This is a genomic window from Cellulomonas endometrii, from assembly GCF_949769265.1.
Lineage (GTDB): Bacteria > Actinomycetota > Actinomycetes > Actinomycetales > Cellulomonadaceae > Cellulomonas > Cellulomonas endometrii.
Map to the genome: position 1 here is coordinate 105,862 of NZ_CATKPC010000002.1, position 13,584 is coordinate 119,445.

Consider the following 13,584-nt stretch of genomic DNA (forward strand, 5'->3'; position numbering starts at 1 on the left):
GTGCCTGACACGAACTCCATCGGAGATACCACTATGGCAAGACACTGTGGCATGCTGTTCAGGTCGACGAAGCTGGATCCGGACGCAGGCCGTTGGAGGCACTCGTGAGCGAGTCCGACCCGAGCACCACGTTCAAGCCGCCCTATATGCCGTTTCAGACGTTCTGGAACTTCCTGGGGGACCTCTCCGAGAAGCCGCTGCCGCCGCAGATCGATCGCTCCCTGATGAGCTCGAAGTCGGGCACCGACCAGGCGAACCTCGTCGGAGCCTTGAAGGCGTTCGGGCTGACCGACGAGCGGGGAGCCGTCACGCGGGATCTGGCCCTGCTCACCGAGTCCGACATCGAACTGCGCAGGCTTGCCCTGGCTGACCTGGTCCGGCGCTTCTACTCCGAGCCACTGAAGGTCTCGGAGGTCAGCGGTACCGAGGCCCAGCTCCGTGACGTGTTCCGCGACGAGTTCCAGATCACCTCCTCAGACACGATGCGGAAGGCGATCGCGTTCTTCCTCCACGCGGCTCGCACCGCCGGTGTCGAACTGAGCAGCCACTTCCCGCAGACGCGCGGGGGCCCCGGTTCGTCCGGCGCACCGCGCGCACGCCGATCCCCGACGCGCAAGCGCCCGAAGGTCCCCGTCGTGGTAGAGGCGATCGGCCCGGTCGCGATGTCGAGCCGCTCGGAGAAGACCGTCACCCTCGCGACCGGCGGCACGATGACGCTCACCGTGAGCGTCGATCCACTCACGCTGCGGGGCGAAGAACGCGCGTTCTTCTACCAAGTGGTCGATCTTCTCGATGACTACGCCAACGAGCACCCGCAGGCGAACACCGAAGCTGACGCCTAACCCGCGATCAACGACCAGGAGGGGGCACCGTGGCGGAGCCGCCGTCTCGAAAGCCGGCCTACGAGCCGGTGAAGGGGCTCCCGCGCGTCCCTACGCCCGCGGAGATCGAGGCGCGTCGCGCGAAGCGCGCCCCGACGCTCACCGGTGTCGCGCCGTTCGGGCGCGACAACTGCGTCGACACCGGAGTCGGGATCGCGTTCAAGTCGGTCGACCGGTTCGACCTACTCTCGGCGTACATCGCGCCCCGTGACCTGCTGGTGCTTCGGGACGTCGTCTTCGAGATCAACCGGAACGCGGACAAGGTGCTCGCGGCCGGGCATGCGCACATCCACGCCGAGGTCCGGCAGGCTTGCCGACGGCTCCGCAAGGAGATCACCGATGGCACGATGACGGTGCGCGAGCTCTCCGGGGACTTCATCGACGAGGTCCTCGAGGTGCAGGAGCTCGTGCGCAAGTACAGCGACAGCGGCTCGGCTGACGCCGAGGGCAATGACGGACACCACGCCGGTGAGGCCGCATCGATCGTGTGGGCGCGGTCGCAGCGTCCTGTTGCGATCGTCCTGACAAACGACGGGGGAGCTCAGCGTGCTGCCAGCGAGTGCGGCGTCGCCTGGCTGAACGCCGCGCAGATCATGGAGGTCCTCGTCCAGTCCGGGGAGATCGACCCGCGCAGCGCCTGGGACCTGATCAACCAGATGGACAAGGTCTCGGGCATCGCGGGTCCGTTCCCCGCGGACGCCTCCTGGCGCATGACGACTCGCTGAAGTTCCTCGGTCGCCACACCTCAAGGTCACGCTCCACCGGTACGATAGGATTTCAGAATCCGAAACGGTGGAAGGTGAGGATGAGCGAGCACCACGTCGGTGACGTCGTCCGCCGCTCCCGTGAGGAACGCGGCTGGACGCAGCAGGACCTGGCCTATCGAACGGGCCTGCACAAGTTGCAGGTGCACCGGATCGAGACCGGTGAGCGGAAGAAGCTCTCGACTGCGGAGATCGGTGCTCTGTGCCGCGCCCTTGCTCTCAGCGTCGACGAGCTGCTCGGCGTGAAGCGCGCTGAGCCGGTCGTCTCTGTCGCTGCTGCGCGCCTGCTGAACAAGGACCTGCCGGTCGAGCACTCGATGGCGACGTCCCGGGCGGCCGAGCTCCTGGACCTCAGCGCACGCTGGGCGGACATCACGCCCTCGCACCAGGTGCGTCGATGGTGGTCCGTGCCGCGCTCCGGTCTTGAGAAGGACAAGGGCTACGCGCTCGCCCGCTCCGTGCGCGACTCACTTGACCTGGGTGATGAGCCGATCGAGGACGTCCAGCTGCTGTGCGAAAGGGACTTCGGGCTGTCGGTCGCTCTTGAGCCGTTGCCGGCCCACATCCGTGGCCTTCTGGTCCGCGTCGGTGACGCGGAATGCGATGAGTCCAAAGACGCGCCGGTGCGAGGGTTCACGCTCGTGAACACCACTGGTCAGCCGCCTGCAGCGCAGCGGTTTACGATGGCGCACGAGCTCGGCCACTACTTGTTTGGCGACACCGACGACGGACTGATGCGGTTTGAGTCCGCCGAGGCGCCAGTCGGTAACCAGCGGTGGATGGAACTGCGGTGCAGCTGCTTCGCGGCCGAGCTGTTGGCGCCCGAACGAGCCGTACGGCGCATGGCAGGCGAGCGCGAGCACACCGGCCTAGAGGCCGACGCGGGGCTTGCGGTGGACGTCGCCCGGACCTTCGGCATCAGCTGGGAGGCAGCCCGCAACCGAGTTTGCGACCTTCTCAGCGACGTAGTTCGCCCGAGTTTGGCTCGCATGTCGCGCGGGCGTGCGGTGGACCTCGTCGGGGAATGGCAGGATCCGAACGAGGGCAGCGCAACGGGTGAGGTGCTTCCGCCGCCCATCTATCTCAGTGGGGCGCTGAGCGCGTACGCCCGTGGACGAGTGAGCGTGTACGACCTGGCACGCGTGTTCCGCACCGAGGACGCCAGTGCCCTGCAGCGTCAGCTGTCGGAAGCCGGCTGGGTGAGCGACGCCATTCTGAGGGCGTGAGCTTGGCGCCCATGCACGCCTGACGAATCCGAGCGGGCGGTACCGCCGACGAACATGCACGCGGCTCCTGAGGTGACGAACCGGGTGTCGACGCCGGTGTCGGTGGACGAACGCCGCTCGAGCGGCTTGGGCGTGGCTAGGCTCTCAAGCGATACCAGTGTCCTGCTTCGTGCGGCGCTGCGCTTCTTGGCCGCGCCGCCGCGTTCTACGCCACCTACGCCATCCCGTTGCTATTGCGCGCGCCTAGGCAGTCACGCTCGGCGCTTCGCCGGTGTCCGGCGCTTTGGGCTCCGCTTCTCAAGCGGCATCCGGCGCCTCAGGTACTTGTCGAACTGGGGAACGGTGAACTCGGCCACGCCGTGGGACGGGGTGTAGATCAGGCCCTTCGCGATCAGGTTCGACCGCGTGGGACCAAGTTCCTCGGACTTCTCGTATCCGAGCGTCGTTGCAACTTCTCCTGACCGCTGAGGCCCAGGTCCCAGTTCCGCCATGGCTCTCAGGTACGCGAGTTCGAGTTCTGTTGTCCGTTCGACGCGTACACGGAAAAAGCTCTCATCGAGTTGCGCTTCGACGAGCGGCAGTGCTCGAGTCATGTCGTCGGCTGAGATTACCGAATCGCCCTCGGCTTCGTCCCATGCGGCGCGCCCCACCTCCTGGATAAAGTAGGGGTAGCCTTCGGTGAACTCCCACGCGAGTTCTTCGGCGCCGGATGTAAACTCCACGCTGAGCTCGCTGGCGGGCCGGATCAGCGCCTCGCTCGCAGCGTCCCGGTCCAGCGCACCGATCCTCGGGAAGTTGAACAGTCGCTCCGCGTAGGACTTCGCTTCACCGGCGAGTTTCGGCATTTGAGGCAGTCCTGCTCCGACCATCGTGACCGGCAGGTTCTTCTGTTGAGCCTTGTGGAGCGCGAGGATTACCGCTTCGAAGTCGGGCTTCGTGAGGTACTGGACCTCATCGAGAAGGAACACCACACCTGTGCGGCGCTCTCTTGCAGCCTCGCCGAGGGTGACAATCACGTCAGTGAGGTCTTCTGCGAGGGCCCCGGAGTCGCCGTAGCCTTCCGCGGGCTCCAGGTCCGATGACCCGAGCGTGACGTTGCCGTCGGGGTCGAACGTGAGCGTGAACGCCTTGAGGACCTGCGCGGCCCGTCGAGCGCGCTCACCCCAGCGAGCGGGGCGGTCGATGGTGTACAAGGCGCGCCGACACAGGCGACCCATCAGCGGGGCGAGGCTCGTCCTGGTGTCGACCTCGTGCTCGAGGGTCACCCAGGCGCGGTCCTTGGCGATCGCTTCGAAGCGATTGAGGAGGACGGTCTTGCCGACGCCTCGCAGCCCAGTGACGAGCTGGGAGCGTTCTTGGCGACCTGCCGCGAGTCGGTCCAGCAGGATCTCGAATCGCTCGAGCTGCTCGGCACGCCCTTCGAGAGCGGGCGGCGTCGTGCCCGCTCCGGGCGTGTACGGGTTGTTGCGCGGGTCCACGTTCGCGAGCGTACACGAGTTAGTCGGTCTTACAGGCCCTTATGGAATCTCCATAAGACGTCGTCAGATGGGTACACCTCGCCGTGCAGGACGGCGTAGGTCCACCCCTCTGTAACGCTCTTACCGGAACTTACAGCCAGGCGATAAGATCGTCTAGGTGCACGACACCACCTTGGGAGTGGTGAAGGTGCCGGTCAGGACCCCGTTGACCGAGCCTGGCGGAGTGATGAAGGGTGGGCGCACAGGCGGGAGAACTCCCGTGGCCCCTCCCGGGCTTCTCGAGATCGCTCGCTGGCGCGCCGTGCCTTGAGCCCGCCTCGCGGTTCAGTGCCTGACGCGGGCGCGGCCACGACTGCGTCTCAACGCCACGGTGATGCATGCAAGAGCCGTCGAGCAGAGAAACGACGGCGACGTAAGTAGACGCGCTGGCAGAGCGCGGTGCCTGACTGTCGGTTCTGCTCGATCGCCTTCAACACGTCCTGCCGGTAGCGTCCTTGACCGATCCCGGGGTCGAGTGTGAGAAGGGTGCCCGAGACGCTCAGCACTGTGCCGGCGAACAATCGAAGGGTCCGTAGCGAGGCCATCATCACTAAGAGCGCCGGCGCGAACTCGACAGCGGTCAGGACCTCAGGGATGGTTACGGACGCTGCCTCTGCGCGCAGGACGAACCGTCGGAGAACGGACGCAGGCCCGAGCGCCAAGACGCCCAAGGCGGACCAGAGCGGCTAGGCGAGCCCGGCGTCCTACCGGTGACATCCAGTTCGGCGACGTCCGGCGAAACCGGCCACGTGCCGCTCGATCGATGTCGTTCGCCGCTGAGCTGGCCGCCAGCGTCACCGGCTCTGTGCGAGCGCGGACACGGCGTTGCTCTTGACGGAAGCAACCTCGTCGGGGGTGATGTCAACAAGCTCGAGGAACTCGGCCTCGGTCATGACCCGGATCGGGCGGCCCTTCGCTGCCGAAGCGAATGCCTTCGTCAGCTTGCCGGTCATCGTCGCCCCCGGTGCGAACACGCGCGGGTCGAGGTCTCCCGAGACCAGAATGGTCGTCGCCTTCGTCACCGAGTCCTGAGCCATCCCACCCAGTGACTCGACGAGCCGATGTGCGGTCGCCCGCGGCATCGTCCGCAGATTGCCTGTGAAGCACACCGACTCCGCGCTGAGGGACCCGTCCGCGGCGACCGCCTGCCAGTCAGCGGCAGACGCAATCGCAGCACCGGACGCCCCTCGGGAACGGGCGTTTACAGCGACGAGGGACGCCAGTGACAGCAGGTCGTGGACGCCCGCGCGCTCTGCGAGGGCGACCGCCACGAGAGCCGCGGCCCGCGCGTCCGCGGCCGCGTCATGGTGCGTGAACGGGGGAAGCCCGAGCTCGTCGACGACGAAAGGCAGCGAATACGAGCCGAGAGCGAGCATTGTGCGCGCCAGCCGCAACGTGCATACGAATTCCAGACCGCTGACGGAGTACCCGAACGCCTCCGTCGACCGCATGAAGACCGAGCTGTCGAACGAGGCGTTGTGCGCCACTAGCACGTCCGTGCCGGCGAACTCGACGACCTCCGGCAGGACGTCCCGCCACATCGGTGCGCCGAGTACCTCGTCGGGGCCGATGCCATGCACCCAGGTGTTCGTGAACGAGTCGACGCCTTGCGCGGGCTGAATGAGCCGGGTGAACGTGTCGATGACGGCGCTGTCGCGAACCTTGACCATGGCGACCGAGCACGCCGACGAGCGGTAGCTGTTCGCGGTCTCGAAGTCGATCGCCGTGAAATTGAGTCCCATGGGAGCACGCTGGCAGCCATCGACCCAGTCTCGCGTGCGCCAATCGGCTGATGTATCGGGCGACGGGCGCCACAACCGTGCGCCAGGCGTGGAGTGGGGCCTCGTGGGGCGACCGCACTCCGCGGGACGTAGGACCCATTGAAACGCACGCATCGGCGGCGATGGGCACGGCGGGGCAGGGAAAGGGCCTGCCCACGCAACGTCAGAAAGGCCCTCAGATGAGCTCCGCACGACCAGCACGTCGCTCACCGATGTCGTGGATCAGAGACCGAGGGGTGAGCACCCGCATCGTGTCGGCTGTTCTCGTGTCGTCCGCGGTTGGCGCGTTCGTGGGCATCCTCGGCATCAACGCACTGGCAGAAACGAACACCGCGACTACCGCGATGTACACCGACAACTTCAAGGGCCTGGAGTACGCGGCGACGATTCGCCGGGCGACCGTCGAGATGCGGTTCAACCTCGCGAACCACATGATCGCCGTTGACGAGGCGGCGAAGGACGAGGCCGAAGAGAAGATCGCTGTGAGCGAGACCGAGGCACGAGATGCGGTGGCTTCGTATGCCGCGCTCCCGCTCGACGCGACCCAGCGCGCGTCGCTCGAGAGCTTTGCGGCCGCGTTGGACGGCTATGCGAAGGTCCGGGACACGAAGCTTCTTCCCGCCAGTCATGGCGGTGACACCTCGACGTACATCGCGGTGCGGGACGGCGAGGGCCAGGCGTTCATCGACGCGATGAACGAGAGCGTCGTGGCACTGGTCGACGGTGAAGAGGCCGCAGCGTCGGAGGCCGCAGCGACGGCTCGCAGCCGATACACCAGCAACCGCACCCAGGTGCTCCTGCTGCTTGTCGTCGGTACCGCTGTGGCCGTGGGTGTTGGGATCGTGGTTGCCCGGCATATCGTGCAGGGGCTGACGAAGGTCCGAGCGGTCGCCGAAGCGATCGAGCGCGGCAACTTGACGGTGCGTTCCAATCTTGAGTCGCGGGACGAAGTGGGGCGTATGGGTCAGGCCCTGGATGCGGCGGTCGCAGACCTACACGAAGTGATCTCCACGATCGACGCGTCCTCTGGCGCGTTGGCATCGGCTGCGGAGCAGATGACGGCCAGCAGTAGTCAGATCGCCGCCGCGTCGGAGGAGACGGCCGCACAAGCCGGAGTCGTGGCGGCTGCTGCCGAGCAGGTGTCCCGCAACGTCCAGACCGTAGCGGCCGGCTCCGAGCAGATGGGCGCCTCGATCCAGGAGATCGCGCAGAACGCGTCCCGTGCCGCCGACGTCGCCGACAAGGCCGTCACGTCGGTCCAGGCGACGACCGCGACCATGTCGCGGTTGGGGGACTCCTCCAAGGAGATCGGCAACGTCGTCAAGCTCATCACGTCCATCGCGGAGCAGACCAACCTGCTGGCGCTGAACGCGACGATCGAGGCCGCCCGGGCGGGCGAGGCCGGCAAGGGCTTCGCGGTCGTCGCCGGCGAGGTCAAGGAACTGGCGCAGGAGACCGCCAAGGCCACCGAGGACATCGCACGCCGAGTGGAGTCCATTCAGAGCGACTCCAGCGGCGCGGTCGACGCCATCGACGAAATCAGCCGGATCATCACGCAGATCAACGACTTCCAGATGACCATCTCCAGCGCCGTCGAAGAGCAGACCTCGACCACCGGGGAGATGAACCGAAGCGTCACCGACGCTGCCACCGGTTCCGGGGACATCGCCGCGAACATCGCGGGCGTCGCGGACGCCGCCGTGAGCACGACACAAGGCGTGGCCGAGACCCAGCAAGCGGTCGCGTCGCTGGCCCAGATGTCTGCGGACCTGAAGACGCTCGTCGGGCGGTTCCACGTGTAGGTCGTCCGGGCTGGTTTCGGGAGCACGGGGGAGCGCACACGCGCTAGCTGCCGACCGCACGCGGGCGGATGCGGACGTGCGTCAGCTCGCCCGCTAGCTCAACCCAGGAGCGCCGCCGGGACAGGGCCTCCTCCGTTCGGTAGCTCGCCACGGCCGACGGCTCCCACAAGAAGGACCGCATCGGCGCTGTGCACCGCCTTCCGGACCCGACCGCACGTCTCCCGCGGAGTTCGAAGACCACGGAACCGGTTGGCGTGACGTCGGCCTTTCCAGGGCGAGGCGACTACGTCGAGCGACACACGAGGGCGTACGGGGAGAGCGATGGCCCACAACGCTGCTTCCAGCGCTGCTTCGGTGAACTCAACATGTCTGCGCCGGTGCGCTCGCACGACGACAGGGTCGGTCGTGAAACCTAGGCGCGGGAGGAGCACTACCACCAGCAGCGGACGGGCCAGCACGTCCGCGACGTTCACGGCAGCTTCCAGCAAGGTGGTCTCCGTCAAACCTGGTGCGAACGCGACTGCCGCCGGCCCGGGCTGGGTGTGGTCCTCGACAAGCCACTGGATCTCAATGCTCATCGGGACCCCCGACCTGCGGCACGCCCGTGGTCGTCCTGCTCGGACGCGGTGCCCCGGCGTCGTCGTCCACGCCGCCACCTCGGGTCGAGTGCTGCGATTTCATCCGGAGACGCGATCCGGAAGGGCGCCACGACGGCGCCGCCGAACGTGTGCCGCTCCCTGCCACGTGTCGCACGCAAGCTGGCTACGACCGAGACGGCGAGGATCGTGATGATGACGGCCAAGGAGATCGTGGTGGGGATGTAGTACAGGTCCACCTTGAGGGTCATCTTGACGCCCACCCAGATCAGCACCAGCGCGAGCCCGGTCTTTAGATAGACGAAGCGGTGCACCAGGTCAGCTAGCAGGAAGTACATCGCCCGCAGACCGAGAATCGCGAACGCGTTGGCGGTGAAGACCAGGAAGGGCTCCTCAGTCACGGCGAAGATCGCGGGGATCGAGTCGACTGCGAACACCACGTCTGTCACCTCGATCAGCACAAGCACCGCCAGCAACGGGGTCGCGAGGAGCACGCCGTCCTTACGGACCCACAGGCGCTGGCCGTGGAATGCGTCGGTCATGGGTACGCGGCGGCGGAACGCCCGCAGGACCCGCGACTGCTGGGGGTCGATGTGCTGGTCGCGCTGACGCAGCATCCGGTATCCGGTGTACAGCAGTAGGACCGCGAACAGGTACAGCACCCATGAGAAGCTCGCGATGAGGACCGAGCCCGCCGCGATGAACACTCCGCGGAGCACCAAGGCTCCCAGTACCCCGAGGAACAGAACCCGGTGCTGCAGCTCTCGGGGCACGGCGAAGTAGGTGAAGATGATCGCCCAGACGAACACGTTGTCGACAGCGAGCGACTTCTCAATGAGGTAGCCGGCGAAGTACTGCTGGCCGTGCTCGGCGCCGTACAAGGCCCACACAACGGCCCCGAACGCCACGCCCAGTGCGACCCACACCGTCGACCATGCCGCCGCCTCGCGCACGCCGATGACGTGCGCACGCCGATGGGCGAACAAGTCCACGGACAGCATCGCGAGGATCACGCCAAGGACGGCGAGCCATACCCAGATGGGCACGTGCATGAGACACCTCCGGTTCAGATACCGAAGGTCTCTCCCGACCCGAAGGCCCGGCCGCCGAGCTCTCGCCGGAGAGCCGTGATGACGACGGCGCGATCGGGGATACTCCCCTTCACGTGTCGGGCAATCGAAGCCGAACACAGCGATTCTCGCAACCCGAGCGACCGCTGGGAGTCTGAACTGCCAGCACCGAGAGGGGCGGAGCCAGACCCGCCGTCCTCGGTCCCGGAACACGATCGGATGCAACCGCGGGCCGAAACTGCCGGCCTGGAGTGCTCACTGGGTCGCGCGACTCAGACAGCGCCGGGCTGACCGGTTGCCGTGACGACAGGCGCTAGGTCAAGGGATCGTGGGCGCGCTGCTCGAGCCGTGGGGGATGCCGTTCAGTCTCGCAGCTGCGCCTTCGCAGGATCTCGATCGTGACCTGCTCAGAGGCTGCCGAGCTGATCCCAAGGAACGAATTTGCCGACCGGGCTCTTGTGCTTGTTTATCACTTCTCGGTTCTCGTCGAGGTCGGCGACCCAGTTCAGTCCGTCCGTGTCAATGCTGTACTGCTTGAACGTTGATTCGGCATGCTTGTCGAGGTCTCTCGTGAGGACGACGCCCGGCGCCTCCTCAACGAACTTCCCGAACCGGGGATGTAGCCATGCGCGGCCGTTGCGGTGGAGTTCCGGGGCTCTGCGCGGGTTCGGGCGCGTGTGCGTGGAGACAAGGCCGGGGCCCAGTGCCGCGGCGCATCGGATCGCTCGAAGCACCGCAGCGACCTCGTCTGTGCCCACCTCGAACATGAGCTCACGATCGGGGCTTGCGGTCTTGCGAAAGTCGGCAGAGAGCCCCTCGGTCGCGTGCATGCTCCGCTTGTCGAGGAGCAAATGCCCGGGAGGATTGCTTCGAAGTCGTCGGCGGTATTCGCCGACTCGAGACGACGCGATGACCTCCAAGTCGAACCCGTAGACGCGGGCTTCGTCGGTCATTCGAGCGCCTTCGTCGCGGGTAAACGCGGCCGGTGTCTCAGACACGACAACGAGACGCTGGACGCCGGTACGCGGCGGTGCCCCGCACTCGCGCCATAGGCGTGCGAGGTGCTCAGCAAAGGCATCGGTCGTGTCGACCCAGGTGACGTCGGCGAACGTGCGTACGGGCTGTATGCCGTCGCTGACAACCGTGATCTTCCCGCTACCGGCCTGAGGAGCGGCCGACACGTCCGGGGCTTCGATGTTTCGCGGGTCCTCGGGCTGGACCACGACCGCTACTGCAAGTTGTTCGTACTTTAGAGCAGAGTCGTATCGATCATCGATCTCTTCGAAGGCGTTCTGTCCCGGGTCGGGCATCCGACACATGAGATGAGGTCGCGCGAACAGTGCGCCGTACGCTGCGATCCGGAAGTCCTCGTGGAGTCCCATGACCGGATGCTGGGCCGATCGAACTAGGCCGGCGTTTGCGGCGATGCCCCGAGGGAAGTAGTACGCCGGCTTTACGGCAAGGGAAGGAGTCTTCAACTTCTTGCCGAGCCCGAAGGGGTCGTCGCTGCTCCCGCTTACTGGGGTGATTCGACGGAGCCCGCGCACGATGCGTCGGACATCGAAGTCATCACCGTTCATCGAGGAGGAGACGAGCCGGAAGGCGCAGTTCGAGGAGCTCCTCGAGGGTCATTGACCCGATCGCACGAAGCAGCCGGGCCCGAACGGATGCGTCCTGAACTGGACTCGTCGGCGCGCCGGCGTAACTGGCGTGAGCGGAGGCAGAAGAGGCGGCAACCGGAGTTGAAGCCGATGACGGCGAGATCCCCGTCCTCTTCGACCAAGCATCGACGTACCCACGCACCTTCGCCAAACGGTACGCATGCCACTTCTGATTCTGCGACTCAAGTCCGCGGATCGCGGTCGTGAAAGACTTGAGGGGCAAGCTGCTGCTGAACGTCTGCTCCAGGACCGCGCGATCTTCGTCCGACAGGTCGACCTCGGCGACGAAGGACTTCGCCCACTCCAGCTGCTGGCCGATGTCCGCCGGCTCGATCGCGACGTAGCGAACCGGGTCCGCGTCCGCAGCAGCCCGCAGTGACGTGACGTGCTCCGGCTCGAACGGAACGGGCTCCGTCGGGAAGATGGAGACTTCGCCCGTCTGTGCGTCCGCGACCCGGCGGAGGCGCGCGTCCCAGCGTACGAACGCTTGCCACAGAACCTTCGGCAGCGGCTCGCCCTTGGTCGTCGGCGTCGTCGGTGCCACGATCGGACGTCCGGGAAGCGAGACCATCGTGTCCGAGCCGAGGCCGGCCGCCGGTCGGGCGAGATTCACCCGGCCGGCAGCCTCTGCCGCGTCTAGGAAGTCACGAAAGCGATCGAAGTGCAGCGGGCTGAGAGAGAAACCGTCTGCACTGAGGTGGTTCATCTCCGACCGGACGGCTGCAGCGGTGCTCAGCCTGTTCCTGGACGCCAGTTCCCCGAGCGCTCGTTCGAGCAACTCGAACGCTGACGCTCGCGCGTCCTCGGGGTTCGTGTCCGTCGTCTCAGCCACGTCGTCTCCTCGGCTTCCGGGCAGGGGTCAACCAGTGAAGGATGACCGTACGAGGAGTAACCGGCTCTCGAACTCATCCGAAATAGACCTCAACGGGTCGGGGCCTCCCGGTGACCCCGCGAGCTGGGGCGGCCGGACTTTCCCTTGACGGACGAACTCTCTCAACCTGATGTCGGACGTGCCCTGCTTCGCAGAGAGCCGTCATCGGTTCAGTAACTCGCGGCCCACACTACCACCGCACCTTGCTTGCATCAGCCCGTCGGGCCTGGCATCGGGGTGAAGCGTGGACGCCAACGACCACGGGTGACTCGCCGGAGGGGGCGCCGAGCCGCTGCCTGAGCAGCGGGGAGACCTTGACGGGGGGGCTCGCTCCAACGGTACCCGTCTCGGCGAGCCCGTGAAGGCGGTGCACCGGCCTGGTCTTAGGCGGCCAGCACGGCTTCGAGCGTTTCGTGCGGTCGGTACGTCCAGGGGACGTGCCAGGCGCCGTTACGTTCGGGAAGGTCGACGACCTTCGTTCCTGGGAGAGCGTGCGACCACTCGTCAGTGGCGTCGTGAACGTCGATCAGGGGGTCTCGGTGCGCGTGTTCCGCCCGCAGGTAGGTGACGCTGGTGACCACATCGCCGACGTCGGCGAGCTCTGATGAGGAGAAGGACGCCAGGTACGCCGCCTGACTTGTCAGCGCGGGCATGCCGACCGATGCGTTCGCCTGCTCGCCGCGCCGTATGACGTCTGTCGCAGCGTCGGGCTCCGCGTCCGGGCGCTCACCGAGCCCGCTGAGCAGGTGCCAGACGGCCGATGAGATGACGCCTCCGCGGTACCAGCGGGCAACCGCGAACAGCCACTGAGGCCGACGAACCGTCTGTGAACTGCTGGGTGCCGTGTCAAGCACTAGGACGACGGGTCCAAGATCTGCCGCTTGGGGGCTGTCGCGGTAGCGCTCGAGGAAGCGAACAGCGACGAGTCCTCCGAGCGAACCACCGAGAACCCTGATGCTCTCGGGCTGCAGATCCTCGACATGCTGCATTACGGTCCGGAACACGTCGTCGTCGTCGACCCCGCGCTCGGCGTAGCACAGCACGACCATCGCGTTGCGGTCGTCGAGCTCTGGCTCGAAGGCGCGACTGATCGAGAGGCAGTCCGACGCGTACCCACCGAAGACCACGAGAAGTTCGTCGGCGCGGCCGGAGCGGGCCTGGGTCACGACGGCGGACGCGGCCGTTGACGTTCGGTAGACAAGCCCGCTGACGACGTCGGCGAGCAGCAGCGACGTGATCGCGACAAGAACGACCACGACAACCTGAAGGGTCCGACGACGCACCGGGGAACGCTTGCCATCCCGGCCCGTGTGCATCTGCGGAGTCTACGGGCGGATCCGCCTCGCGAACGGGCCCCACGGGCGGAAGGTGGCCCCTACGCTGCGACACAGCACGCCATCCGGCGCTTCAACGCC

At 66.5% G+C, this 13,584-nt stretch carries 10 protein-coding genes; 4 read left to right on the forward strand and 6 right to left on the reverse strand.

Translation table 11 applies throughout. The features are described 5' to 3' along the window. Nucleotides 1-104 precede the first annotated feature (104 nt). The 3 genes from QNH85_RS02965 to QNH85_RS02975 all read left to right on the forward strand — a co-directional run bounded on the left by QNH85_RS02965 (nucleotide 105) and on the right by QNH85_RS02975 (nucleotide 2,871). Complete coding sequence (locus QNH85_RS02965) at nucleotides 105-842, forward strand: hypothetical protein (protein ID WP_282944506.1); 738 nt, start codon at nucleotides 105-107, stop codon at nucleotides 840-842. A 29-nt stretch (nucleotides 843-871) separates the two neighbouring features. Beyond that, complete coding sequence (locus QNH85_RS02970) at nucleotides 872-1,606, forward strand: hypothetical protein (protein WP_282944507.1); 735 nt, start codon at nucleotides 872-874, stop codon at nucleotides 1,604-1,606. 80 nt (nucleotides 1,607-1,686) lie between these two features. Further along, nucleotides 1,687-2,871 carry a helix-turn-helix domain-containing protein gene (locus tag QNH85_RS02975; RefSeq protein ID WP_282944508.1) on the forward strand — a complete coding sequence of 395 codons (1,185 nt, stop codon included), beginning with the start codon at nucleotides 1,687-1,689 and terminating at the stop codon, nucleotides 2,869-2,871. Between the two features lie 251 nt (nucleotides 2,872-3,122). On the opposite strand, the gene QNH85_RS02980 is transcribed toward QNH85_RS02975, so the two are convergent. Together QNH85_RS02980 and QNH85_RS02985 are read right to left on the reverse strand one after the other, a co-directional pair. Further along, complete coding sequence (locus QNH85_RS02980) at nucleotides 3,123-4,349, reverse strand: ATP-binding protein (RefSeq protein ID WP_282944509.1); 1,227 nt, start codon at nucleotides 4,347-4,349, stop codon at nucleotides 3,123-3,125. Between the two features lie 833 nt (nucleotides 4,350-5,182). Then, nucleotides 5,183-6,130 (reverse strand): exonuclease domain-containing protein, encoded by a 948-nt coding sequence (locus QNH85_RS02985; protein ID WP_282944511.1) that lies wholly within the window; start codon nucleotides 6,128-6,130, stop codon nucleotides 5,183-5,185. A 275-nt stretch (nucleotides 6,131-6,405) separates the two neighbouring features. Here QNH85_RS02985 and QNH85_RS02990 point away from each other — a divergent pair, with 275 nt between their 5' ends. Beyond that, on the forward strand, nucleotides 6,406-7,971 hold the full coding sequence (locus QNH85_RS02990) for a methyl-accepting chemotaxis protein (protein WP_282944513.1): 1,566 nt from the start codon (nucleotides 6,406-6,408) through the stop codon (nucleotides 7,969-7,971). 574 nt (nucleotides 7,972-8,545) lie between these two features. Here QNH85_RS02990 and QNH85_RS02995 read toward each other — a convergent pair. The 4 genes from QNH85_RS02995 to QNH85_RS03010 form a co-directional block, all read right to left on the reverse strand. After that, nucleotides 8,546-9,619, reverse strand: a complete 1,074-nt coding sequence (locus QNH85_RS02995; protein ID WP_282944515.1) for a TerC family protein — start codon at nucleotides 9,617-9,619, stop codon at nucleotides 8,546-8,548. A gap of 425 nt (nucleotides 9,620-10,044) precedes the next feature. Beyond that, entirely contained in the window at nucleotides 10,045-11,217 is a 1,173-nt protein-coding gene (locus QNH85_RS03000; protein ID WP_282944517.1) for a hypothetical protein, read from the reverse strand. Next, nucleotides 11,207-12,130, reverse strand: a complete 924-nt coding sequence (locus tag QNH85_RS03005; RefSeq protein WP_282944518.1) for a UPF0158 family protein — start codon at nucleotides 12,128-12,130, stop codon at nucleotides 11,207-11,209. Before QNH85_RS03005 ends, QNH85_RS03000 begins: the two co-directional genes overlap by 11 nt. Before the next feature lie 422 nt (nucleotides 12,131-12,552). Next, nucleotides 12,553-13,485 carry a hypothetical protein gene (locus QNH85_RS03010; protein WP_282944520.1) on the reverse strand — a complete coding sequence of 311 codons (933 nt, stop codon included), beginning with the start codon at nucleotides 13,483-13,485 and terminating at the stop codon, nucleotides 12,553-12,555. Between the last annotated feature and the right edge of the window lie 99 nt (nucleotides 13,486-13,584).